Here is a 24,346-nt window from a genome sequence, read left to right as displayed (position 1 = left end):
ACCGTGGGACGATCCCAGGCTCGGGCGGGCACCTATTTTCTGCGCTCTGGAAGACGGTGGTTGCCATGGGGGCAACGCACAGGCCGCGACGACTCGCACAGGCGATGGCAGCGGCCTTGATCGGGGCGGCTCTGGCCGGACCCGGGGTGGGGCCGCCGGCGGCAGCCGAGCGGTCGGACCCGCGCGCGCCGGAGGTCACGGCGGGCACGAACGGCGCGATCGCGTGGACGAAGATCATCCGCGACGCGTCCGGCGCCGCGACCGACGGCTATCTCTCCTCCTCCACGGGAGACACCTACTTCCACCTCGCCGACACCGGCGCCATTCCTCGGGACCCGGAATGGTCGCCGGACGGCACGCGGATCGTGTACTGGTCCTACGGTTCCGCCTCCGCTGATGGCCTCTGGGTCGTCGCCCACCCGTTCGGGGAGACCTCCTACCCCTACCGGCTGACTGAGGGCGGCTTCGACTCCGACCCGACCTGGTCGCCGGACGGCAGTCGGATCGCCTTCGTCAGGACCCAGGCCGGCGTCAACGGCATCTTCGTCGTTCCCATCTGGGGCGGCACGCCGGTCCAGGTGCTGAGGGACAGCAGGTTCTTCGGTGAGGACCTCACCTGGTCGCCCGACGGCACGAAGATCGCCTTCGCCGACTACTCCGGCGACCCGTTCACCTCCCCCCTGCACATCTACGTGATGGATGCCGACGGCGGGACGCCGGTCGACCTCGGCGTCGGCCTGTCGCCGTCGTGGTCGCCGGACGGAACGAAAATCGTCTTCGAGTACGTGTACTCCAGCGCCGACCACGACATCTACTGGATGAACCCGGACGGCACCGGGCGGGTGGGCCTCCTCACGAGCAGCACCAATGAGTGGGAGCCCGCCTGGTCGCCCGACGGCACCAGGATCGCCTTCCACACGGCGGCGGGGATCCACGCCTACACGCCGGGGACGGGTGGCGTGGTCAGCGTGGCGAGCGGGTCCGACCTCGAGTCGACCACGTGGGGAGCCGACCAGCCGGTCTGCCAGGGTCGTGCGGTCACTGTCGGCGGCACCGCGGGCAACGACACGCTGCGCGGCTCGACCGGGGTCGACGTGATCCACGGGCTCGCGGGCAACGACACGATCCTCGGGCTCCAGGGCCAGGACGTCGTCTGCGGCGGCGCCGGGACCGACACGGTCAGCTATGCCGGTCAGACCGCGCCCGCGCGAGCGGTGATCGGCGAGACCGACCCGTCCGCCGACGTCAGTGACCTGATCGCGGCCGACGTCGAGAACCTCACCGGCGGTGCCGGGCCCGACACGCTGTTCGGCGACGACAGCGCGAACCTGATCCAGGGCGGCCGCGGCGACGACACGGTGCTGGCTGCGGGCGGTGTCGACACGGTCTCCGGCGGCGGTGGCGAGGACACCCTGGTCGGTGACGACGGCGACGACCAGCTCTCCGGCGAGGGCGGTGACGACGTCCTGCGCGGAGGCGACGGGGGCGACACCATGACCGGCGGCGACGACGCCGACCAGATCGCGGGCGGTCCCGGCACCGACACCGTCGACTACACGGGCCGTGCCCAGCCGGTGGACGTGACCGTCGGCAGCGGCCCGGGCAACGACGGAGGCAAGGTCGACGGCGCCGCCGGCGACCGGGACACCGTCCGGGGGTCGGTGGAGAACGTCACCGGCGGCAATGGTGCCGACACCCTGGTGGGCAACGACCTCAACAACCAGCTGCGCGGCAACCTCGGGGCCGACACGCTCCGGGGCGGTGAGGGGCGTGACCTGCTGCGCGCCCAGGACGGCGTGCGGGACCTGGTCATCGACTGCGGCGCCGACGTCGACGCCGAGGCGGTCCGCGACGGTGTCGATCCGGCGCCGATCAGCTGTCCCTGACCCCGTAGGCTCCTTCCTCGTGAAGGTTCTCGTCACCGGCGGCGCCGGCTACCTGGGTTCGATCACGTCGAAGGCGCTCGAGCAGGCCGGTCACACGCCAGTCCTCCTCGACTCCCTGCTGGTCGGACCGAAGGCGTTCACCGAGGGCCGGGTGTTCTACGAGGGCGACATCGCCGACCGGGCACTGGTGGCGCGGATCGTGGAGGAGCACCCAGAGATCGAGGCGACCATCCACATGGCCGCGCGCATCGTCGTACCGGAGTCCGTGGCGCTGCCCTACGAGTACTACCGCGACAACGTCGCGAAGTCGCTCGAGCTCTTCGACCAGCTCGAGCAGCTCGGGAAGCCGCGGATCCTGTTCTCGTCCACGGCCTCGCTCTACGCGCTGCAGCCGGCGTTCGAGGTCCGGGAGACCGACCCGGTCGACCCGACCTCGCCGTACGCCCGCACCAAGCGGATGATGGAGATGTGCCTGGAGGACATCGCCAAGGCCACCTCGCTGCGCGCGATCATCCTGCGCTACTTCAACCCGATCGGCACCGACCCGGACCTCGAGACCGGCTACCACCTCAAGGACGCGACCCACGTGGTGCCGCTGCTGGCGCAGACCGCGCTGGGCTACCGCGACTCGTTCACGATCACCGGCACCGACCTGCCGACCCGCGACGGCACGGGCATCCGCGACTACATCCACGCCTGGGACCTGGCGAAGGCGCACGTCCGGGCGGTCGAGAGGTTCGATGACGTGATCGCGGCCGAGGGCGCGCCGTACTCCTACCTCAACATCGGCGGAGGCGACGGGGTGACCGTCAAGGAGCTGATCGCCGCCGTCGAGCGCGTCGTCGGGAAGCCGGTACCGGTCACCGAGGCGCCGCCGCGGCCCGGTGACGCCGTCGGTGCGTTCGCCAACGCCGACAAGGCCGCCGAGCTGCTCGGCTGGCGGACCGAGGCCACCCTCGACGAGGCGATCGCGTCCGCGCTGGCCTGGGGCGAGAAGCGGAAGTCGGTCCTCGGCTACGAGTAGCCTCACCGCCGCGGGTCCTCGGCGGCTTGGCGCGTTCCGGCGCGCCCCCGGTCGGCCGCGGCTACCGTTGTCGACACGGATCCGGGTTGCCGACGGAGCTCCTTCCGGCGGCGAACGCCCCGGAGTGTGGGGTGCGTGCCATGCGTCGAACGGTGCTTGTCCTCGCCGCGTTGCTGCCGTTGACACTGCTGCCCGCGGCGGCGCGCGGATACGAGCCGGACGGCGGCGTCACCTTCAACACTCCACGCCTGTGGGGCAAGCCGGCAGAGCGGGAGAGGATCGTCCTCAAGGTCGAGGAGGCGATCCGCCACATCAGGCCGACAGCCCGCGACCCGCATCCCCGGCTGATCCTCGCCGCCTACCTGTTCGACCGGCCCGAGAGCGCGAAGGCGATCATCGGCGCCTGCCGGCGCGGTGTCTCCGTCCGGGTGATCATCGACCGTGACGTGAGGTCGAAGCCGTTCCGCCGGATCGTCACGGCACTCAACGCCGACAACGTGCGCGACGCCGACAACGACGGCACCGCTGACAGCGACCCCCGTGCCGGCCGCTGCAACCGCGCCCTTCCGGCCGACAACGGGGGGCTACGGCAGGAGCGCCACGGGATCCCGCTGATGAGCTCGCGGCAGGTCACGCGAAGCCTGCGGCAGCCGACGGCCAACGACGTCACCTGGGGCAAGGACGGCAGCTACGTCCTCCAGTGCTCCGGCAGCTGCCGTGGGGCCGCCGAGGCCGCCATGCACGCGAAGATCTACGCGTTCTCGAGCGTCGGCACTGCGGACAACGTGGTGATGCTCGCGTCGACGAACCTCAACTCCGGCGGTGTCAACGCAGGCTGGAACGACCTCGTCGTGATCAAGGAGCGGCCGAGGACGTTCGAGTTCGTCGCGGACATGCACCGGCTCATGACCGCGCAGAGGCGCGCGGGCTCCGAGCTGGTGGAGCTCGTGGACGGCCCGTACACCACTCGGTTCTTCCCCATGTCCGTCGGCCGGCGTCGCGACCCGCTCATGGTCGACCTCCGCAAGATCCGGTGCCGGAGCGAGTTCGGGGCGACGCACCTCTACATCCAGCAGTTCTGGTGGGACGGGCCGCGCGGCGTGTACCTCTGGGAGAAGATCCGCAGCCTGGCCGTCGACGGCTGCAAGGTGCACATCATCTTCGGTGCCGTGGACCGCCGCCTCCTGGCGCGGATGCGCGATGCCCGTCGGGCCGGACTGATCGACCTGTGGGACAGCCGCCACGACACCGACGACGACGGCGAGGTCAACATCCGCACGCACATGAAGGCGCTCGCGATCCGCGGCACCTACGACGGCAACCGGCGCTACGCCGGCGTGTGGACCGGATCGGCGAACTGGACCGACGGCGCCCTGCGGAGGGGCGACGAGGTCACGGTCAACATCACCAGTGCCGCCCTCTACCGGAGGTACGTCGACCGCTGGCACGTCGTCCGACGGCACTCCCGGCGCGAGTAGCCGCTGGCAAGGTGCCTCAGTACGCGCCGCGGCCGAGGACGACGACGCCGAGCGTGCGCCAGAGGATGTGCAGGTCCTGCAGCATCGACCAGTGGTCGACGTAGTAGAGGTCGAGCCGGATCGCGGCCTCCCACGACAGGTCCGAGCGGCCGGAGACCTGCCAGAGGCCGGTCATGCCGGGGCGGACGTGGAGGCGGCGGCGAGCCGCGTTGTCGTACTGCGCGACCTCGTGCGGGAGGGGCGGCCGGGGGCCGACCAGGCTCATGTCGCCGCGGACGACGTTCCACAGCTGGGGGAGCTCGTCGAGCGAGAACCGCCGCAGCCACCGGCCCGGGCGGGTGATCCGCGGGTCGTCCTCCATCTTGAAGAGGCCGCCGTCGTACCCGGTGGACACGTGGAGCGCAGCGAGGAGGTCCTCCGCGTTGGGGACCATCGTGCGGAACTTCGCGCAGTGGAACGGGACGCTCTGGCGTCCGACGCGGGTCTGCTTGAAGAGCACCGGTCCGCCGTCGTGCAGCTTGATCCGCAGCGCGATGAAGAGGAAGAGCGGGCTGAGGAAAGCCAGCAGGGCCAGCGCTCCGACCACGTCGAAAGTGCGCTTGCTGAGTCGGGTCGCCTGTGCCCAGGCCGGGGTGTCGAGGTGCATCAGCGGCAACCCGCCGACGGGGCGGTAAGAAACCCGGTTGCTGGTGATGCCGGTGGCGCCCTGGGTGACCACGACGCCGATGCCGCGCTCCTCGAGCTCCCAGACCTTCTCCTGGAGGTCCTGGGCGGAGACCGACGACCCGCCGGCGAAGAGGATGACCTGCGCGTCGGCGTGCAGGGCGGCGGTCGTCACGTCGTCGGTCGAGCCGACGACCGGGACGCTGCTGAGCCCCGGCGTGGTGTCGCCGGCGGGGGTGATCGCGCCGACGACGCGGTAGCCGAGCCAACGGGCACGGTCGAGCACGGCGTGGACCTCGTCGACGTGGCGCGGGGAGCCGGCGATGAGGACGGGCACGCCGAGGCGGCCGGCCTGGCGGGCCCGGTGGAGCGCGTAGCGCGCAGTCCACCGGGAGAGGAGCAGGGTGGGGAGGCCGATCGCGAACAGCAGGACGAAGAACGCGCGGGAGACCTCAGCCTGCGCGAGGAACAGGACGAGGGCCAGCAGCCCGGTGTAGGTCAGGCTCGCGTTGAGGACGCGCTTGTACTCGTCGCTGCCGCCCCCCAGGACCTGGCTCCGGTAGCCGCCGCCGAGAGCGATGACGAGGAGCCAGCCCGCCACGAGCAGGGTGCCGGCCGCCTGGTCGGCGATGGTGAGCCCGACCTGGGGGTCGAGGTACGGCATCCCGTGGGCGAAGTACGCCGCGGCGCCGGTCACGAAGGCGATCAGGACTGCATCGAGGACGAACAGGCTGGGCGGGAGGAAGCGCAGCGTGCGGCCGGAGGGCCGGGCGAGAGCGCGCGTCGGCGCGGCGTGCCCGATCAGCACTGTCACTCGATCACCCTCAATGCTGGAACGTCAGGACCCCGGGGTCTCGGGGGGCCTGGTCCGGCAGGGGACACCCACGGGTGTCGAGGTTCCCTGATCCGGCACGCCGGTCTAACGACGTGATAAGGGGCGGGTTACACATTGACCGGTTTTGTCTAGACCGGCCCGGCACGGTGCCACGCCCTAGGCTCGGATGTCTCATGCGCACCGCCCCCGCCACGACCCGGTCAGCCGTCCTGCTGGTGGTCGTCCTGCTCGCGGTCGCCGGCTGCGCCCGCTCCGGCGACGCGCCGGAACCGGGCGCGACGAGGCCGGCGTCGTCGCCCCCGTCCGCGGCGACTTCGCGGGCCCCGGTCACGCCGCGCTCGACCGCGGCGGCGCCGACGATCCGTCCCGAGCCACCGCTGGCGGGCGCGGTCGTCGTGCTCGACCCCGGGCACCAGCTCGGCAACGCCGCGCACCCGGCCGAGACGAGCCGGCCGGTCGACGCCGGTGGCTTCACGAAGCCGTGCAACACCACAGGGACGGCGACCGAGGGTGGCTACCCGGAGGCGACGTTCACCTGGGAGGTGGCGCTGGAGACCCGGCGGGTGCTGCGCCAGCTGGGTGCGCGGGTGCTGCTGACCAGGGTGCGGAACTCGGCCGAGGCGTGGGGACCGTGCGTCGACGAGCGCGGCCGGGCCGGCAACCCGGACGAGCCCGGACCGACCGCCGACGTGAAGATCAGCATCCACGCAGACGGCTCGGTGTCCGCGGGCGCACACGGGTTCCACGTGATCGCACCGGAGGAGAGGGCACCGTGGACCACCGACATCGCCGCGCCGTCACTGCGGCTGGCGGAGGTGGTGCGGGGCGCGCTGGTGGACGAGGGACTCGCCACGTCGACGTACACCGGCAACGACGGGATCGACGTCCGCGGGGACCTGGGGACCCTCAACCTGGCCGACATCCCGACCGTGCTGGTCGAGCTCGGCAACATGCGGGACCCGGGCGATGCGGCGCTGATGACGAGCGAGGAAGGTCGGCGCGCCTACGCGTCGGCGTTGGCCTCGGCGGTGGAGCGCTTCCTCGCCTTGTGAGTCGGCTTGGGCTGTGGCTTGGGCTCGGCAGGATGGGTCGGGACGACTGCAGCGGACATGCGATTGCGCCGCTTGCCGCCGTAGTGGCCACCGTGCGGGCAGGCCCTGCCGTACTTCGCCCGACACCGGGCCTTCCTCATCCATCTGCGGAGAGCTCGCATCCGGACCCCGGATCTTTCTCCCCCCAGAGAATCCGTTGGTCGTCCCGAGAGCTCCCAGTCTGCACGCTGACACCCCCGGCCGTCTGCGGTTCCGGCCAACGGTGCGTGGCGGGCGACCCCGAGTCGATCGGTAGGGTCGCAGCATGTCCGTCGACTCGTCCGGGTGCGGAGTCCGCACCGCGCACTGGAACGACTGGACCCTCGACGAGCTGATCGCTGCCAAGGGTGACACCCGGGTGAGCCTGGTCGTGCCCGCGCACAACGAGGCCGGCACGGTCGGCGGCGTCGTGTCGCGCGTCCGCGAGCGGCTGGTCGACACTGTGTCGCTCGTCGACGAGATCGTGGTCATCGACAGCGACTCGACCGACGCGACGTACGACGTCGCCGTTTCAGCCGGCGCCGACGTGCACCGTGCCTCGCAGATCCGCCCCGACCTCGGCACCCATCCGGGCAAGGGCGAGGCGATGTGGAAGTCGCTGTTCGTGACCGACGGTGACGTGGTCGTGTTCATGGACGCCGACCTCACCGACTGGGACACCCACTTCGTGCCCGGCCTGCTCGGCCCGCTGCTGACCTGGCCCGAGGTCCAGCTGGTGAAGGGCTACTACGAGCGACCCGGGGAGGACGGCCCGCTGGACGGGGGCCGGGTCACCGAGCTCGTCGCCCGCCCGCTGATCTCCCTGTTCTTCCCCGCGCTGCGGGACCTCGTGCAGCCGCTCGCCGGCGAGTGGGCCGTGCGCCGGTCCCACTTCGCGTCGCTGTCGGTGCCGACCGGCTACGCCGTCGAGCTCGCCTCCCTCGTCGACACCGTCGCGAAGCACGGCACGAGCGCGCTCGCGCAGGTCGACCTCGGCACCCGCGCCCACGGGCACCAGCCGCTGCTGGACCTCGGCAGCATGGCCGTCCAGATCCTCGCGATGGCGCTGCAGCGCAAGCAGGACGGAAGCCTGCCCCCGTCGGACCTCGCCGTGCTCCGGCAGTTCCTGCCGGGGCCGGTGCCCCTGGACCGCGTGATCGAGACCGTCGAGCGGCCGCCGGCCGAGGGCTACCTGTGACGCTCCGGCTGGGTCGCCGCTCCTTCGCCGACGACGCCACGCTGATGATGGCGATCGTCAACCGCACGCCCGACTCCTTCTACGACCGGGGCGCCACCTGGGCCGAGGACGCCGCGTTCGAGCGGGTCGCCGCGGTCGTGGAGCAGGGCGCCGAGATCGTCGACATCGGCGGCATCAAGGCGGCGCCGGGCGAGGAGATCTCGGCCGGGGAGGAGAAGGACCGGGTCGTCGACTTCGTGGCGCGGGTGCGGGCGTCGTACCCCTCGCTGGTGATCTCGGTCGACACCTGGCGCGCGGAGGTCGGCGCGGCCGCCTGTGCGGCGGGCGCCGACGTGCTCAACGACGCGTGGGGCGGCGCCGACCCGGAGCTGGTCGACGTGGCTGCCGAGCACGACGCGGCGATCGTGTGCACCCACACCGGCGGCGTGACCCCGCGGACCCGCCCGTTCCGGGTGGAGTACGACGACGTGGTCGCCGCCGCGATCGGCGACACGGTCGCCTACGCCGAGCGCGCGCTGGCGGCCGGTGTCGCGCGCGAGTCGATCGTCATCGACCCGGCCCACGACTTCGGCAAGAACACCTTCCACTCCCTCGAGGTCACCCGCCGGCTGGGCGAGATGGTCGCCACCGGCTGGCCGGTGCTGGTGTCGCTCTCCAACAAGGACTTCGTCGGCGAGACCCTCGGGCTCCCGGTCGGTGAGCGGCTGGTCGGCACCCTGGCGGCGACGGCGGTGTGCGCCCTCGCCGGAGCGCGGATCTACCGCGTGCACGAGGTGGTCGAGGCGCGCCAGGCCGTCGACATGGTGTGGTCGATCGCCGGCCGGCGGCCCCCGCGCCGCGCGATCCGGGGCCTCGCATGACATGTGCCCTGGTGCCGGGCGTGCCGGCCCTGCTGCCGGCGTACGCCTCGATCGAGGACCCGGTCGCCGACCTGCGCGCCGCCTGCCTCGCCGTCGTCGGCGCGCTCGGACCGAAGGTGCGGGTGGTGGCGTTCTCGGAGTCCGGCGCCCGGGTGGCGCGTCACCTGCTGGACGCCGTCGGGGCGGAGGAGGTCACGGACGGGCAGGCACCGGTGCTCGTCGTCGCCAACGGCTCGGCGAAGAGGGCGCCCACAGCGCCCGGCCACTTCGACGAGCGGGCCGAGGCGTTCGACGACGACCTGCGACGAGCCCTGCTCGAGCCGCTGCCCACCGCCCTCGGCGCCATCGACGCGCAGCTGGCTGACGAGATGTGGGCCGACGTCGCGGCGATCCGGACGCTCGGCGACCTGCTGGCGCCCGGTGATCGCGCCGAGGTCGGCTACGACGACGCGCCGTACGGCGTGCAGTACTGGGTCGTCCGCTGGGTGTGACGCCGACGAGCGGACCGTTCGGGACTCCTGTGACCCACGGGACTCAGGAGGCGCGCCGACACGTGGGGCACAGCTGGTTGGTCCGTTCTTCGACTGCCGCGACGAGCACCGCGCGAACGTCGTCGGGGTGGAGCATGACGTCCTCCCAGCTGAACCGGAGGACCAGCCACCCGTTGACGACGAACGCGTTGTAACGGCGGGCATCGGAGCGCAGGGCGGCGCGGTCGCCGTGCCACTCGAAGGAGTCCGCCTCGACGACGATCCGCAGCTCCTCGTCGACGAGGTCCGGACGTCCGAGGAACTGACCGCCTCCCACGACCAGCCGATCCGGTCGGTGGAGTGACACCTGCGGGCGGACCGCCAGTCCGGGGACCGTGACGGCGACCGCGCGGAGCACGGACTCGAACGGGTTGGCCGCGTCGGCCGTCGCGAGCTCGGCGATGGACCGCATGCGAGCAGCGCCCGGGCCTCGAGCATCCCGGACGAGCGCGAGGAGCCGCTGTCTGCGGTAGCCGCTGCGCAGGGCCGAGTCGGCGATGGCCAGGGCCTCGTCGAACGGCAGGGCGCGCAAGCAGTCGAGGAGGGTGCGGTCCGGAGTGGTCACGCCGTCCTGCACGTCGTCGGGTCCGAGCCGCAACCGCTTCACCTCGACCCTGGTGGTCGACCCGGGCGCGCGGATGCGGTTGCGTGGGAGCGCGACCTGCGGCAGGTCGGGCGGACGTTTGACCGCCCAGCCGTGCTCGAGCGCGGCGCTCGTCAGGCACAGGGTGCCGGACACCGCGTGAGCCGCGGCCTTCGCCACATCCGCCTCTGGAAGGGCGTAACGCCCTCGCGCCGAGCGGACGACAGCCCCGCGATCGACGGCCTTCGCCAGCTGGTGCGGGGTGCACACGGTCAGGAGCTGCCGTCGCGTGGCGACGCCCCCGAGCCTTCGCAGGTGCTCCGCAACGGCCATGCGGGACAGGGTGCCGCGCCGGAGCCCGACGTGCCGTCGCCCTCCACAGGCACAATGGGGGCCGTGGAGATCAGAGGCCGCGAGGTCCCGGCCTGGCAGCAGGCCGCGCTGGGGGTCGTCGCGTTCACGGCGCTGCTGTGGCTGATCGAGGTCGTCGACGTGGCGATGAGCCACCGGCTCGACCGGTACGGCGTGCAGCCCCGCTCCGACGAGGGGCTGCTCGGCATCGTGCTCGCGCCGTTCCTGCACGGCGGGTGGGACCACGTCTCCGCCAACACCGGGCCGGTGCTGGTGCTCGGCTTCCTCACCCTCGCGACCGGCCTGCTCCGCGGGCTGGCCGCGACCGCCGTGGTCTGGACGGTCGGCGGCGTCGGTGTGTGGCTGGTCGCGGGCAGCAACACCAACCACATCGGCGCGTCCGGCCTGATCTTCGGGTGGATCGTCTACCTCGCGATCCGCGGTGTCGTGAACAGGAAGCTCTGGGAGATCGTCTTGGGTGTCGTCGTGCTGTTCCTGTACGGCGGCGCCCTGTGGGGTGTCCTCCCCGGCCAGCCCGGCGTGTCCTGGGAGGGCCACCTCTTCGGCGCGATCGCCGGCGGCCTCGCCGCGCTGCTCCTCACGAACGACCGGCTGGCCGGGATGTCCGGCGCCGGAGCCCGGTTCCGCCGCTGACCCCGCGGACGCCGTACGGTTGCGGGTCGTGAGCGACCTGCTGATCGAGCGCCGCGACGGCGTCCTGGACATCACCTTCAACCGGCCGCACCGCCGCAACGCCTTCACCCGCGCGATGTACGGCGAGCTCCGCCAGCTCTGGACCGACACTGCTGCCGACCCTGCGGTGCGTGTCGTCGTCCTGCGCGGTGCCGGCGGGCAGGCCTTCGCGGCGGGCAACGAGATCTCGGACTTCGTGGAGACCGAGGACGTCGTCGAGTACGAGACCTGGATCCGGGAGATGCTGGACGGGCTGTTCACCCTGCCGCAGGTGACGATCGCTGCGGTCGACGGCGTGTGCGTGGGTGGCGGCCTCGCCGTCGCCACCAGCTGCGACCTCCGCGTCGCGACAGTCGCCAGCCGGTTCGGCTACCCGATCGCCCGTACTCTCGGCAACGCCCTGTCGTCGCCGGTGCTCTACCGCTGCGCCGCGGTGTTCGGGGAGTCGCTGACGCGGGAGATGCTGCTGGCCTCGCGCCTGGTCGGCGCGGACCGCGCGTACGCCGCCGGCGCGGTCCTCGCCTGCGTCGACGACCGGGAGGCCCTCGATGCGGAGGTGGCCGGGCTGGTGGACGGCATCCGCCGGGCCTCGCCGGTGACGCTGCGGGTCACCAAGGAGCAGCTGCGCGCGCGTGCGCTGGTCACCGAGACCGCCCCGCCCGACGAGGAGCAGCTGCTGCGGGAGGTCTACGGCGGACCCGACTTCGCCGAGGGAGTCCGGGCGTTCCTGGCGAAGGAGAAGCCGTCGTTCGGGAAGGGCTGACCGGCCCAGGCGACAACACCTAGCCGCTGTCCCGGACCACCAGCGACGGGGGGAAGATCACCCGGATCGGCTGCGGCGGTCGCCCACCCTCGACCTGCTCGAGCAGCAGCCGGGTGGCGTGCTCGGCCATCTCGCCGATCGGGTTGCGGACGGTGGTCAGGGGCGGGCTCGTGCGCTCGGCGACGCCGAGGTCGTCGTAGCCCGTGACGGCGATGTCCTCGGGCACCCGTCGCCCGGCCTCGGCGAGCACGCGCAGCGCCCCGATGGCCATGAGGTCGGACGCCGCGACCAGGCCGTCGATGTCGGGGTGCTCCGCGAGGAGCTCGGCGGCAGCGTCCTGTCCACCGACCTCGGTGAAGTTGCCATAGGCGACGGCGTCGTCGGGCAGCCCCGCGTCGCGGAGCGCGGAACGCCAGCCCTCGAGCCGGTCGATGCCGGCGGCCATGTCCACCGGACCGGCGATGGTCGCGATCCGCCGGCGGCCGCTGTCGATCAGGCGCTGGGTCACCATCCGGGCGCCGGCGGCGTTGTCGGTGTCGACGTAGGCCACCTTGTCGGCGCCGGTCCACGGCCTGCCGACGAACGCGCACGGCAGCGCCAGCGACGCCAGGTGCTCGGCGAGCCGGTCCTCGGAGTGGTGGGAAACGACGATCGCGCCGTCGATGTGGCGGCGGCGCAGGTAGCGCAGCATCCGCCGCTCCTCCTCGCCCGGCCGGGCGAGCAGCAGCACCAGCTGGAGGTCACGCGGCATGAGCACGCGGTTGACCGACCGCAGGGTGTGGACGAAGAACGGGTCGGTGAACACCCGCTCGTCCGGCTCCGGCACCACGAGCGCGACCGAGTCGGTACGCCGCGTGACCAGGCTCCGGGCGGCGGGGTTCGGCGTGTAGCCGAGGGCCTGGACCGCGGCCTCCACCGCCGCGCGCGCAGCGGGGGAGACCCGGTTGCCGCCGTTGATCGCTCGTGAGGCGGTCGCGCGGGACACGCCCGCCAGACGCGCGACCTGGTCGAGCGTCGGGGCGTCTCCCGGCGCACTCCCCGGGTCGCTCGGCGGCTGGCTCACGCTGGGCACGCTATCGGTCGACCCCGGCGGAGCCGGCGCTGCCGGCCTCGTCCTCCGCGGGTGGCAACGCGGACGTCGCCGCGACCTCTGCGTAGCGCAGTGCGCTGGTCTTCGGCGTACGACGCTGGGTCTCGTAGTCGACGTGGACGATCCCGAACCGCTGCCCGTAGCCGTAGGCCCACTCGAAGTTGTCGAGGAGCGACCAGACGAAGTAGCCCCGCACGTCCACCCCGGCGGCCATGGCGGCGTGCACGGCCCGGAGGTGGGCCGCGATGTAGTCCCACCGGTCGGGGTCGTGCACGGAGCCGTCGGGCCTGACCCGGTCGTCGTACGCCGCACCGTTCTCGGTGATGTACATCGGCGGTGCGTCGTACTCCTCCCGCAGCCGGAGGAGCAACCGGGTCAGGCCTTCCGGCTGGACCTCCCAGTCCAGGCCGGTCACCGGATAGCCGCGGCGGGGGAAGGTCAGGTCGTCCCCGCCCGGGAACATCGAGGTCGTGGGCCGGGTCGGGTGCTCGACCCGTGAGCCCAGCAGCTGGTCGGGGGCGTGCGGGCGGCCGGAGGCGCCGTCGCCGTGGTAGTAGTTCACGCCCAGCACGTCGATCGGGGTGCTGATGAGCGCGAGGTCCCCGTCCCGGACGAACTCCTCCCAGGCCTTGCCCTGCCACGTCATCCCGGCGGTGATCGTGTGCAGCTCGTCCGCGTAGCTGCCGCGGAGGACGGGGTCCAGGAACATCCGGTTCCACAGGTGGTCGACGCGAAGCGCGGCGTCGACGTCGGCCGGCTCCGACGGGTCGAACGGCTCGGCGACGGTGAGGTTGAGGGTGATGCCGAGCTCGGCGTCGGTGCCCCGCCGGCGGAGCTCGTCGACGACGAGCCCGTGGCCCAGCATCAGGTGGTGCGCCGCGACGACGCCGGCTACGCCCTCCTGGCGTCCGGGTGCGTGCTGGCCGCCGGTGTAGCCGAGGAACGCCGAGCACCACGGCTCGTTCATGGTGGTCCAGTACGGCACCCGTTCGCCGAGCGCGTCGTACAGCGTGAATGCGTAGTCGGCGAACCGGTAGGCGGTGTCGCGGTTGGTCCAGCCGCCGGCGTCCTCGACGGCCTGCGGCAGGTCCCAGTGGTAGAGCGTCGCCCACGGCGTGATGCCGGCGTCGAGCAGTCGGTCGACGAGCCGCGCGTAGAAGTCGATCCCGGCCTGGTTGGGGGCTCCGGCGTCCGGACGCACGCGCGGCCACGCCGCGGAGAACCGGTAGGCGCCGAGGTTCAGCGACGCCATCAGCTCCACGTCCTGGGGCATCCGGTGGTAGTGGTCGCACGCCACGTCGGCGACGTCGCCGCCGACGACGGCGCCGGGCACCCGCGAGAACTCGTCCCAGATCGACGGGCTGCGGCCGTCGGCGGCGACGGCGCCCTCGATCTGGTACGCCGCCGTGGCGGCTCCCCAGAGGAAGCCGGTCGGGAACCGGACGTTTCCGTGCCGGACGGCGGCGGTCGTCGTGCGGTCGTCGGTCGTCGTCATCCCTTGACGGCTCCTTGCATGATGCCGGCCACCAGCTGACGGCCGGACAGGGCGAACAGGATCAGGAGGGGGACGGTGGCCATCCCCGCACCGGCCAGGACCAGGGCGTAGTCGGTGGTCTGACCCTGACCCGTCAGCGCCAGCCGGTCGAGCGCGATCTGGAGGGTCTCGGTCTCCTGCAGGGCCACCAGCGGCCACATGTAGTCCGTCCAGACCATCATGAACGTGAAGAGGAACAGGATCGCCATCGCCGGTCGGGCGGCGGGTACCGCGACGGTCCAGAACGTCCGGATCATCGTGCAGCCGTCCATGCGTGCCGCCTCGATCAACTCGTCCGGGACCGCGTCCACGAGGTACTGCCGCATGAAGAAGACGCCGAAGGCGGTGACCAGGGTCGGCAGCGCGACGGCGACCAGCGTGTCGAGCAGGCCGTAGTCCCGCATCAGGATGAACAGCGGGACGATCGCGAGCTGGGTGGGGACCGCCATGGTCATCACGACGAACCCCATCAGCACGTTGCTGCCGCGGAACCGCAGCTTCGCGAAGGCGTAGCCGGCGAGCGTCGAGACGAACATGACCGACGCCGCGCAGGCGCTGGAGACGATCAGGCTGTTGAGCATCGCCGACCAGAAGTCGGTGGTGTCGAGCACCCGGCGGGCGTTGTCGAGGAAGTGGCCGCCGGGCACCAACGGCGGCGGGACCTGGTTGGCCTCCTCCTTCGTGTGCGACCCGATGACGAAGGACCAGTAGAGGGGGAGCGCGGAGCCGATCACGAAGGCGGCGAGCAGGCCGTAGACGACGAACCCGGGACGGCGGTTCATGCGTGCCTCCGGGTGAGGAGGCGGGTGATCCCGAAGTTCAGCAGCGCGATGCCGATGATGATGAGGAACAGCACCCACGCCGCGGCCGAAGCACGGCCGTAGAACTGGTCCTCGATCCCCTTCACGTAGATGTAGAGCGTCGAGGTCATGTACTGGTGGTTGGGCCCGCCCTCGCGCTGAGGGGTGTCGTCGAAGAGCCGCGGCTCGGTGAAGATCTGGAGGCCGCCGATCGTGCTCGTGACGATGACGAAGATCATCGTCGGCCGGATCATCGGCAGGGTCACGGAGAAGAACTGGCGGATCCGGCCGGCCCCGTCGAGGGCAGCGGACTCGTAGAGGTCGCGCGGCACGGCCTGCATCGCCGCCAGGAAGATGAGCGCGTTGTAGCCGGTCCAGCGCCAGTTGACCATGCCGGCGATCGCGAAGTGGCTCCACCAGCGTTCGACGTGCCACCGGATCGGCTCGAGGCCGACGCCGTCGAGGATCGCGTTGACGACGCCGTACTTGTCGGCGAAGAGGCTGCCGAAGATCAGCACCGCCGCGGTCGGCGCGACGACGAACGGCAGCAGCACGCTCATCCGCCAGAACGTCCGGCCGTGGAGGTGGTTGTCCAGCAGCGCCGCCACCGCGACCGCGACGATCACCTGCGGCACCGAGGACATCAGGAAGATGCTGAACGTGTTGACGAGCGACTTGAGGAACACCGGGTCGGTGAGCACGAACCGGTAGTTCTCGAGGCCGATGAACTCGCCGCGCTGGTAGTACAGCCGCTCCCAGTCGTGGAGCGACAGGTAGCCGGTGTAGATCAGCGGGAACAGGCCGACCAGCCCGAACAGGATGAAGAACGGCGAGATGTAGAGGTACGGCGAGAGCTTCACGTCCCAGCGGGAGAGCCGCTGTCGTCGTACGAGTCGGGCGCGATCGACCGTCGGGGCCGCGGTGACCGCGGCCCCGACGGGAGGATCGAGACGAGTGCTCACTGCAGCGCTTCGACCTCGGTCACGAACGTCTCCCACGACTTGTCCGGGTCCTCACCCTGGTCGACCCGGGTGATCGCCTCCTGGAACTTGCCCAGGATGTCGGAGTAGAGCGGGCCGTGGTACGGCTGGACCGTGATCGCGCTCGCCCGGTTCGAGAAGATCTGGCCGACCGGCGCATCGTTGAAGTACGGGTCCACCGACTCGAGCAGGGTCGGGTCCTCGAGCGCCTCGACCTGCGACGGGAAGTTGCCGTACTGCTCGAAGATCTGGATCTGCTGCTCCGGTGCGGTGATCCAGGCCGCGAACTCCTTGGCCTGCTCCTGGTGCGCGGAGGCCTTCGGGACGGCCAGGTAGGACCCGCCCCAGTTGCCGCCCCCGCCGGGGAAGACGTCGGCGACGTCCCAGACGACGCCCTTCGGAGCCGGGTCGCCGGTGTTGTCGCGGATGTTGCTGCGCATCCAGCCCGGGCACGGGATGGTCGCGAAGCCGTCGTTCTGGAAGCCCGCCGTCCAGTCGTCGCTCCACTGCGCGACGCCGGGGGACAGCGACTCGGAGTAGCCGGTGACCGTGTCGTAGACCGCGCGGAGCTCGTCGTTCTCGACGTCGACGGTGTTGTCGGCCTGCTCGAACGGGTGCTCGACCTGGTTCAGCATCGCCTGGGCGACCGAGCCGGAGGCGTCGTACCACTTGGCGTCGCTCTTGGAGACGAACTCCTCGCCCAGGGCGAAGTAGTCCTCCCAGGTCGTCATCAGCGCGGCGACCTCGTCTCGGTCGGTCGGCAGGCCGGCCTCCTCGAAGAGATCGGCGCGGTAGCAGATGGCCTCGGGGCCGGCGTCGGTCGCGTAGCCGAGAAGCTGGCCGTCGGAGGTCGTGGCTGCTTCGGACTTGAACTCGAGCCAGCGGCCTTCCACCTCCTCGCTGGAGAGGTCGACCCAGCGCTCGGGCGCCGCCACGAGCGCGGGCATGAAGTCACCCTCGATCGCCACGATGTCGGGAAGTCCCTCGTTGGCCTGGAGCAGGGTGTTGAGCTCGTTCTTCCAATCGTCCCAAAGGGAGACCTTGGTCTGCTCGACCCGAAGCTCGGGGTGCTCCTCGTTCCACTGCGCGATGAGCTCGTCGTAGCCGAACTCGCCGAAGGTGGTGATGGTGAGCGCCTCCCCCTCGGCCAGCTCCTGCTGCTCTGCGGACTCGGTGGGGTCGCTGTCGCCGCCGCAGGCGGCGGTCAGCCCGAGCACGAGGGCGGCGACGGCGCCGAGGGCGAGACGCCCCCGGTGGCGGGGTGGCCGGCGGCCCGGCCCGGTGGTGGTGGTGCGCACGATGACTCCTGCCCGTAGTGCTTCTGGTGGACGTCGGGGTTCGGGATGAAGCGGTGGAACAGTGTGAGAGCGCTTCCATTCGCTACGACTCGATACCATGACATGCGTCACACCGTGTGTCAATGGGCGCCTTGAATCCGGTGGTCTGGCTCGCCGGTGGCTGTCGGAGACTGTGGGAGCGCTTCCACTAGACGGGCAGTGGAGACCCGTCGTACGGTGCTGGCTCAGCAGTCCGTGGGCGCCGCAGGTCGCCCGGAGAGGAGCCGACATGGCCCAGGTGCGGTTCGAGCACGCCGAGCACATCTACCCGGGGACCCCGCGGCCCGCCGTCTCCGATCTCGAGCTGACGATCGAGGACGGCGAGTTCATGGTGCTGGTCGGTCCGTCCGGCTGCGGGAAGTCCACCTCGCTGCGGATGCTCGCCGGGCTCGAGCAGGTGGCGTCGGGCTCGGTGTGGATCGGCGACCACGACGTGACCGAGGTGGCACCCAAGGACCGCGACATCGCGATGGTCTTCCAGAACTACGCCCTCTACCCCCACCTGACTGTGGCCGAGAACATGGCGTTCGCGCTGAAGATCGCGCGGGTCAGCAAGGCCGAGCGGAGCTCCCGGGTCGACGAGGCGGCGAGGCTGCTCGACCTCCAGGAGGAGCTCGATCGCAAGCCCAAGGCGCTCTCGGGCGGGCAACGACAACGGGTCGCGATGGGCCGGGCGATCGTGCGCCAGCCACAGGTGTTCTGCATGGACGAGCCGCTCTCCAACCTCGACGCCAAGCTGCGGGTCTCGACCCGCACCCAGATCGCCGCCCTCCAGCGCCGGCTCGGCGTGACGACCGTCTACGTCACCCACGACCAGGTCGAGGCGATGACGATGGGCGACCGGGTCGCGGTCATGAAGGACGGCGTGCTCCAGCAGGTCGACAGCCCGCTCGCGCTCTACGACCGGCCGGCCAACCTGTTCGTCGCCGGCTTCATCGGCTCGCCCGCGATGAACCTGCTCGCCGCCACGACCACCGGCGACGGGACGGCCATCGTCGACGGCACCGAGATCCCGATCGACCGCACCGCAGCGGCAGCCTCTTCCGGCGCGGTCACCCTCGGCATCCGGCCGGAGTCCTGGCGGGTGGCCGGTGCCGGAGAGACCGGTTACCCGGTCACCGTGGCCGTCGTCGAGGAGCTCGGCGCCGACGCGTTCGTCTACGCCACGCCCGCCGGGGTCGGCTCCGTCATCGAGCACGCCGGCGACATGCTGCCCCAGGTCGTCGCCCGCGTCGAGGGCCGGCAACAGCTGCGCCGGGGCCAGCAGATCCGCCTGATCGCCGACCCCCGGGCGATCCACGTGTTCGACACCGAGACGGGGGAGCGGCTGTCGCGGGCGGCGTGAGGGGCGGGCGCGTCGGGTCGGGCGTGGGATACCCGGTCGACCGGGTATTCCACGGGTTGTCAGCCACTGCAGAAGCGGACAACCCGTGGGAGAAGCGGACAACCCTGCGGTTCAGACCGGGGACTTCGACCCCAGCAGGTTGCGGACGCGCTGCACCATCACGTGCGGACGCGCGAGGTCGGTCCAGGTGATCCGGATGCACCGCCAACCAGTGAGGGCGCAGACCAGGTCTTCGCGGTGCTTCTCGCGCAGGACGACGTCGGTGATGGTCTCGCCCTCGCGGAGAGGCTTGACGTACTTCTGGATGCCGTCGAACTCGAGAAAGAGCTTGTGCTCGGGCCACGCGAAGTCCAGCCGCGCGACGAGTACGCCGTTCTCGTCGTACACCTCGAACTGTGGCTCGGCGTAAGGAAGGCCTTCGCGCCAGATCAGGTAGGCGGTGCGCGTCTCTCCCACTGATTCGTGGCGCCCGTCTGCGAGGCGGATCACCAGGTCCGTCGTCAGTGTGGCCGGCCACGTCGTCATCAACGCATAACGCGAGGCGAGCTGCTCGGGTGTCGTGAGCTTGCGACGGAGGAAGTCGTCGGCCACGCACAGGCTCGCCTCGACGGGGGCGAGCGTGGTCACTTCCAGAGCCGCACGCGTCGGCGAGATGACCGGGCGCCCGTCGACGTCGACGACGTCGCCGTCGAGCAGCGTGCCGCGGTGCTGCTGGACGCCGGCCGCCTTCCGGCCGGTCCTGCCGTCGGTCCGGGTGAGGTGCGCGACCGAGGTGTCGAGGCCCCACAGCGGTCCCCCATGAAAGCCGACAGCCGAGGTGTGAGAGGCGATCACCTCGGTCTTCGACTGTCGGGCGGCCGCCAGGCAGAAGAGGCGGTACTGCTCCGACGGGTCCGAGGCGCGCCAGGTCTCGCCGAAGACGTAGGCACCTCGTCGTACGCGGTGCCAGATCCTCGCTTCGACGAGCTTCTTGATCGTCTCGTCCCGGTACCCGAGGTCGTTGGCCCCACGGCGAAGGAACACCCCGTGAACGGCACAGATGGAGAGGAGGCGCGGATCCATGGCGAGACGATCCACCAGGACGACGGTCGGTGACAGCCCCTGATCTGCGACCTGTGGATTAGTCGCTCGGGCTCATCGTCGCCGGCTCCGGTCACTCGCCGGGCGGCCGCCACATCTGCCGGGGGTTGTCCGCCTGTCCCACGGGTTGTCCGCTGTTGCAGTGGCTGACAACCCGCGGAATACCCGGTCGACCGGGTGTTCCACGCGAAGGACGAACCCGCGCCGACCCAGCCCCGACCAGACCTAGCGCGTGCCCTTACGAGCCCGCGACGCCATCTTGGCCCGCTCGTTCTGGTCGAGGACGACCTTGCGGATCCGCACCGTCTCCGGGGTGATCTCGACGCACTCGTCCTCGCGGCAGAACTCCAGGCACTGCTCGAGCGAGAGGCGCTTCGGGGGGATGAGCTTCTCGAAGTTGTCGGAGGTCGCGGACCGGATGTTGGTCTGCTGCTTCTCCTTGGTGATGTTGACGTCCATGTCGTCGGCGCGGGAGTTCTCGCCGACGATCATGCCCTCGTACACCTCGGTGGCCGGCTCGACGAACAGGATGCCGCGCTCCTGCAGCGAGGTCATGGCGTACGCCGTCGCGACCCCTGCGCGGTCGGCGACGAGCGAGCCGGACGCCCGCGAGCGGATCTCGCCGGCCCAGGGGAAGTAGCCCTCGGAGATGTGGTGGGCGATGCCGGTGCCGCGGGTCTCGGTCAGGAAGTCGGTGCGGAAGCCGATCAGGCCGCGGGCGGGGACGACGAACTCCATCCGCACCCAGCCGGTGCCGTGGTTCGTCATGCCCTCCATCCGGCCCTTCCGGGCGGCGAGCAGCTCGGTGATGGTGCCGAGGAACTCCTCCGGCGCGTCGATGGTCAGCCGCTCGAACGGCTCGTGGAGCTTGCCGTCGATCTCGCGGGTGACCACCTGCGGCTTGCCGACGGTGAGCTCGTAGCCCTCGCGCCGCATCTGCTCGACCAGGATCGCCAGCGCCAGCTCGCCGCGGCCCTGGACCTCCCACGCGTCGGGACGCTCGGTCGGGAGGACCCGCAGCGACACGTTGCCGATCAGCTCGGCGTCGAGCCGGTCCTTGACCAGCCGGGCGGTGACCTTGTGGCCCTTCCCGCCCTTGCCGACCAGCGGGCTGGTGTTGGTGCCGATCGTCATCGAGATCGCGGGCTCGTCGACGTGGATGAGCGGCAGCGCGATCGGGTTGTCGGCGTCGGCGAGGGTCTCGCCGATGGTGATGTCCGGGATGCCGGCGACCGCGACGATGTCGCCCGGGCCGGCGCTCTCACCCGGCTTGCGCTCGAGGCCCTCGGTGACGAGCAGCTCGGTGATCTTGACGTTCTTGACCGAGCCGTCGCGGCGCATCCACGCCACCTGCTGGCCCTTGCGGATCTCGCCCTGCTTGATCCGCAGCAGCGCCAGTCGGCCGAGGAACGGCGAGGCGTCGAGGTTGGTGACGTGGGCCTGGAGGGGCGCGCCCTCGTCGTACACCGGCGCCGGGATGGTCTCGAGGATGGTGCGGAACAGCGGCTCCAGGTCGGTGCCGGCCGGCATGGAGCCGTCGACCGGCTGCTCGAGCGACGCGATGCCGGCCTTGCCAGAGGCGTAGACGACGGGGAAGTCGAGGGCGTCCTGCGAGTGCGAGTCGTCGAGCAGGTCCATGAAGAGCTCGTAGGTCTCGTCGACGACCTCGCTGATCCGGGCGTCGGGCCGGTCGACCTTGTTGACGACCAGCACGACCGGCATGTCGGCGTTGAGCGCCTTGCGCAGCACGAACCGGGTCTGGGGGAGGGGGCCCTCGGACGCGTCGACGAGCAGCACGATGCCGTCGACCATCGACAGGCCGCGCTCGACCTCGCCACCGAAGTCGGCGTGGCCCGGGGTGTCGATGATGTTGATCGTCATGTCGCCGTTGGCGAGCTCCTGGGCCGAAGGACCGCGGTAGTGCACCGCGGTGTTCTTCGCGAGGATCGTGATCCCCTTCTCCCGCTCGAGGTCGCCGGAGTCCATGACCCGGTCGGCGACACCCTCCGCCTGATGTGCGGTGAACGCGCCCGCCTGGTGGAGCATCGCGTCGACCAGCGTGGTCTTGCCGTGGTCGACGTGGGCCACGATGGCGACGTTGCGGAGGTCGGTTCGCTTGAGCTGGGACACGAGGGGACAGCCTATCTGCGCAACCCGGTCCGCCCTGCATCGTGAGAGACTGCACGGATGCAGACGATCGGACTCGTCGGGGGCATGAGCTGGGAGAGCAGCGCTGCCTACTACGAACTGCTCAACCGCGGGGTCGAGGACCGCCTGGGCGGGCTCCACTCCGCGAAGACGGTGATGGCGTCGGTCGAGTTCGCCGAGGTCACCGCGCTGCAGGAGGCCGAGAACTGGGACGGCGTCGCCGAGGTCCTGGTCGCCGCTGCGCAGTCGGTCGAGCGGGCGGGCGCGGACTTCCTCATGCTCTGCACGACGACGTTCCACCGGGTGGCCGAGCAGGTCGAGCGGGCGGTCGACATCCCGTTGCTGCACCTGGCGGACGTGGTCGCCGAGGCCGCGAAGGCCGAGAGCGTGGAGGTGCTGGCGCTGCTCGGCACGAAGTTCGCGATGACCCGGACGTTCTTCACCGAGCAGATCGCGCGGCACGGGCTCGAGGTCGTCGTACCCGACGCATCGCACCACGACGAGCTCAACCGGATCATCTACGACGAGCTGGTCCACGGGAAGGTCGTCGACGACTCGCGGAAGTACGTCGTCTCCCTGATCGACGAGCTCTGGGACGCCGGTGCCGGCGGGGTCATCCTGGGCTGCTCCGAGCTCGAGCTGCTCGTCAAGCAGGCCGACTCCGACCTGCCGGTCTTCCCCTGCACCACCCTCCACGTCGCCGCGGCGCTGGACCGCGCGCTCGACTGACGGATCACGACCCGCTCGACCAGCATCCGGACACCCGGGGAATGCCCGGCGTCGTTCGCTGGTTGAAGCGCAACGGATCCGGTCCGACTGTCGAGGAGGCGTGCATGACGAAGATCCGCCGGATGGCGATGATCAGTCTGCACACCTCCCCCCTCGACCAGCCGGGGACGGGCGACGCCGGCGGCATGAACGTCTACGTCGTCGAGGTCGCGCGGCGGCTCGCCGCGCGGGGGATCGAGGTCGACATCTTCACGCGGGCGACCAGCAGCCTGCTCGACCCGGTCGTCCGGCTCGCCGACGGCGTCCAGGTCACCAACGTGCACGCCGGCCCGTTCGAGGGACTCACCAAGGACCAGCTGCCGGGCCAGCTGTGCGTGTTCGCCCGCGAGGTCCTGCGGGCCGAGGCCGCCCAGCCGCTCGGCCACTACGACATCGTCCACTCGCACTACTGGCTGTCGGGCCAGGTCGGCGCGCTCGCGCGTGATCGCTGGGGCGTGCCCCTCGTGCACACGATGCACACGATGGCGAAGGTCAAGAACGCCGCGCTCGCGGTCGGGGACACCCCCGAGCCCGAGGCCCGCCTGATCGGCGAGGAGCAGGTCGTCGAGGCCTCCGACGTGCTGCTCGCCAACACCGGCCTCGAGGCGCAGCAGCTGATCGACCTGTACGACGCAGACCCCGGCCGGGTCGAGGTCGTCCACCCCGGTGTCGACACCACCGTCTTCCTGCCGCAGGACCGGGCGGCGGCCCGCGCCGCCCGCGGCATCCCCGAGGACGCGATCGTCCTCTTGTTCGCCGGCCGGATCCAGCCGCTGAAGGCGCCCGACGTGCTGCTCCACGCCACCGCCGAGCTCCTGCGCCTCCGCCCGGAGCTGCGCCGCCGGTTGGTGGTGCCGATCGTCGGCGGCCCGTCCGGCACCGGCCTGGAGCGCCCGACCGCGCTCGCCAACCTCGCCGCCGAGCTGGGCATCACCGACGTCGTCCGTTTCGTGCCGCCGGTCCCGCAGGGCGAGCTCGCCGGCTGGTACTCCGCCGCCACCCTCGTCGCCGTGCCGTCCTACAACGAGTCGTTCGGCCTGGTCGCCGTCGAGGCCCAGGCCGCCGGTGCTCCCGTCGTCGCCGCGGCCGTCGGCGGCCTCACCACCGTCGTGCGGCACGGCCGCAGCGGCCTGCTCGTCGACACCCACGACCCGATCGACTGGGCGCGCGCCCTCGAGCCGGTCGTCATCGACCGCGCCTACCGCGACCGGCTCGCGGCCGGCGCGCTGCGGCAGGCCGAGCGCTTCTCCTGGGACGCCACCGCCGAGCAGACGCTCGAGGTCTACCAGCGGGCTTCGCTGATGCGGGAGGCCCTGGCAGGGTGAGTCCT

The 24,346-nt window shown here is 71.2% G+C and carries 21 protein-coding genes; 12 read left to right on the top strand and 9 right to left on the bottom strand.

Going from position 1 to position 24,346, the window contains the following annotated elements; translation table 11 throughout:
* The first annotated feature begins 104 nt into the window (after positions 1–104).
* The 3 genes from F0U47_RS08190 (at position 105) to F0U47_RS08180 (ending at position 4,388) form a co-directional block, all read left to right on the top strand.
* On the top strand, positions 105–1,886 hold the full coding sequence (locus tag F0U47_RS08190) for a PD40 domain-containing protein (RefSeq protein WP_188111220.1): 1,782 nt from the start codon (positions 105–107) through the stop codon (positions 1,884–1,886).
* Positions 1,887–1,905: 19 nt separating this feature from the next.
* Positions 1,906–2,910, top strand: coding sequence for a UDP-glucose 4-epimerase GalE (gene galE, locus F0U47_RS08185; RefSeq protein WP_149749805.1), 1,005 nt, complete (start codon positions 1,906–1,908; stop codon positions 2,908–2,910).
* Between the two features lie 140 nt (positions 2,911–3,050).
* Positions 3,051–4,388: a phospholipase D-like domain-containing protein gene (locus tag F0U47_RS08180; RefSeq protein WP_149749804.1), complete on the top strand. Its 1,338-nt coding sequence runs from the start codon at positions 3,051–3,053 to the stop codon at positions 4,386–4,388.
* Between the two features lie 16 nt (positions 4,389–4,404).
* On the opposite strand, the gene F0U47_RS08175 is transcribed toward F0U47_RS08180, so the two are convergent.
* Positions 4,405–5,865, bottom strand: a complete 1,461-nt coding sequence (locus F0U47_RS08175; RefSeq protein WP_188111219.1) for a sugar transferase — start codon at positions 5,863–5,865, stop codon at positions 4,405–4,407.
* A 194-nt stretch (positions 5,866–6,059) separates the two neighbouring features.
* Here F0U47_RS08175 and F0U47_RS08165 point away from each other — a divergent pair, with 194 nt between their 5' ends.
* The 4 genes from F0U47_RS08165 (at position 6,060) to F0U47_RS08150 (ending at position 9,505) form a co-directional block, all read left to right on the top strand.
* Positions 6,060–6,938 carry an N-acetylmuramoyl-L-alanine amidase family protein gene (locus F0U47_RS08165; protein WP_188111218.1) on the top strand — a complete coding sequence of 293 codons (879 nt, stop codon included), beginning with the start codon at positions 6,060–6,062 and terminating at the stop codon, positions 6,936–6,938.
* 304 nt (positions 6,939–7,242) lie between these two features.
* The gene (locus F0U47_RS08160) at positions 7,243–8,154 is read left to right on the top strand and encodes a glucosyl-3-phosphoglycerate synthase (RefSeq protein WP_149749802.1); all 912 of its coding nucleotides are present in this window, start codon (positions 7,243–7,245) and stop codon (positions 8,152–8,154) included.
* Positions 8,151–9,014 (top strand): dihydropteroate synthase, encoded by an 864-nt coding sequence (folP, locus tag F0U47_RS08155; protein WP_223162695.1) that lies wholly within the window; start codon positions 8,151–8,153, stop codon positions 9,012–9,014. Before F0U47_RS08160 ends, folP begins: the two co-directional genes overlap by 4 nt.
* Positions 9,011–9,505: a class III extradiol ring-cleavage dioxygenase family protein gene (locus F0U47_RS08150; protein WP_149749801.1), complete on the top strand. Its 495-nt coding sequence runs from the start codon at positions 9,011–9,013 to the stop codon at positions 9,503–9,505. The genes folP and F0U47_RS08150 overlap by 4 nt, the downstream gene beginning before the upstream one ends.
* Before the next feature lie 43 nt (positions 9,506–9,548).
* Here F0U47_RS08150 and F0U47_RS08145 read toward each other — a convergent pair whose 3' ends face one another.
* Positions 9,549–10,460: a DUF559 domain-containing protein gene (locus F0U47_RS08145; protein ID WP_149749800.1), complete on the bottom strand. Its 912-nt coding sequence runs from the start codon at positions 10,458–10,460 to the stop codon at positions 9,549–9,551.
* Between the two features lie 63 nt (positions 10,461–10,523).
* On the opposite strand from F0U47_RS08145, the gene F0U47_RS08140 reads away from it, so the two are divergent.
* Positions 10,524–11,132: a rhomboid family intramembrane serine protease gene (locus F0U47_RS08140; protein WP_246159526.1), complete on the top strand. Its 609-nt coding sequence runs from the start codon at positions 10,524–10,526 to the stop codon at positions 11,130–11,132.
* Positions 11,133–11,160: 28 nt separating this feature from the next.
* Positions 11,161–11,934 carry an enoyl-CoA hydratase-related protein gene (locus F0U47_RS08135; RefSeq protein ID WP_246159525.1) on the top strand — a complete coding sequence of 258 codons (774 nt, stop codon included), beginning with the start codon at positions 11,161–11,163 and terminating at the stop codon, positions 11,932–11,934.
* A 19-nt stretch (positions 11,935–11,953) separates the two neighbouring features.
* Here the strand turns inward: F0U47_RS08135 and F0U47_RS08130 are convergent, their stop codons facing one another.
* The 5 genes from F0U47_RS08130 to F0U47_RS08110 are packed head-to-tail and all read right to left on the bottom strand — an operon-like array spanning position 11,954 to position 17,636.
* Entirely contained in the window at positions 11,954–12,997 is a 1,044-nt protein-coding gene (locus tag F0U47_RS08130) for a LacI family DNA-binding transcriptional regulator (RefSeq protein WP_149749797.1), read from the bottom strand.
* 10 nt (positions 12,998–13,007) lie between these two features.
* A complete protein-coding gene (locus tag F0U47_RS08125) occupies positions 13,008–14,519 on the bottom strand; it encodes a GH1 family beta-glucosidase (protein ID WP_149749796.1) in 1,512 nt (503 codons plus the stop codon).
* Positions 14,516–15,340: a carbohydrate ABC transporter permease gene (locus F0U47_RS08120; RefSeq protein WP_149749795.1), complete on the bottom strand. Its 825-nt coding sequence runs from the start codon at positions 15,338–15,340 to the stop codon at positions 14,516–14,518. The genes F0U47_RS08125 and F0U47_RS08120 overlap by 4 nt, the downstream gene beginning before the upstream one ends.
* Complete coding sequence (locus tag F0U47_RS08115) at positions 15,337–16,320, bottom strand: carbohydrate ABC transporter permease (protein WP_149749794.1); 984 nt, start codon at positions 16,318–16,320, stop codon at positions 15,337–15,339. The genes F0U47_RS08120 and F0U47_RS08115 overlap by 4 nt, the downstream gene beginning before the upstream one ends.
* On the bottom strand, positions 16,317–17,636 hold the full coding sequence (locus tag F0U47_RS08110) for an ABC transporter substrate-binding protein (protein WP_246159524.1): 1,320 nt from the start codon (positions 17,634–17,636) through the stop codon (positions 16,317–16,319). Before F0U47_RS08110 ends, F0U47_RS08115 begins: the two co-directional genes overlap by 4 nt.
* A gap of 268 nt (positions 17,637–17,904) precedes the next feature.
* On the opposite strand from F0U47_RS08110, the gene F0U47_RS08105 reads away from it, so the two are divergent.
* Positions 17,905–19,020: an ABC transporter ATP-binding protein gene (locus tag F0U47_RS08105; protein ID WP_149749792.1), complete on the top strand. Its 1,116-nt coding sequence runs from the start codon at positions 17,905–17,907 to the stop codon at positions 19,018–19,020.
* Between the two features lie 111 nt (positions 19,021–19,131).
* Here F0U47_RS08105 and F0U47_RS08100 read toward each other — a convergent pair whose 3' ends face one another.
* The gene (locus tag F0U47_RS08100; protein WP_149749791.1) at positions 19,132–20,082 is read right to left on the bottom strand and encodes a hypothetical protein; all 951 of its coding nucleotides are present in this window, start codon (positions 20,080–20,082) and stop codon (positions 19,132–19,134) included.
* Positions 20,083–20,325: 243 nt separating this feature from the next.
* The gene (gene typA, locus F0U47_RS08095) at positions 20,326–22,230 is read right to left on the bottom strand and encodes a translational GTPase TypA (protein ID WP_149749790.1); all 1,905 of its coding nucleotides are present in this window, start codon (positions 22,228–22,230) and stop codon (positions 20,326–20,328) included.
* Between the two features lie 57 nt (positions 22,231–22,287).
* On the opposite strand from typA, the gene F0U47_RS08090 reads away from it, so the two are divergent.
* Both F0U47_RS08090 and mshA read left to right on the top strand, forming a co-directional pair.
* Positions 22,288–22,977 carry an aspartate/glutamate racemase family protein gene (locus tag F0U47_RS08090; protein WP_149749789.1) on the top strand — a complete coding sequence of 230 codons (690 nt, stop codon included), beginning with the start codon at positions 22,288–22,290 and terminating at the stop codon, positions 22,975–22,977.
* Between the two features lie 104 nt (positions 22,978–23,081).
* Entirely contained in the window at positions 23,082–24,341 is a 1,260-nt protein-coding gene (gene mshA / locus F0U47_RS08085; protein WP_246159523.1) for a D-inositol-3-phosphate glycosyltransferase, read from the top strand.
* Positions 24,342–24,346 lie beyond the last annotated feature (5 nt).

This window comes from Nocardioides antri, assembly GCF_008373765.1.
Classification (GTDB): Bacteria; Actinomycetota; Actinomycetes; order Propionibacteriales; family Nocardioidaceae; genus Nocardioides; species Nocardioides antri.
The sequence above is the reverse complement of the archived record's forward strand: the minus strand, read 5'-3'. Positions and strand labels throughout refer to the sequence as shown.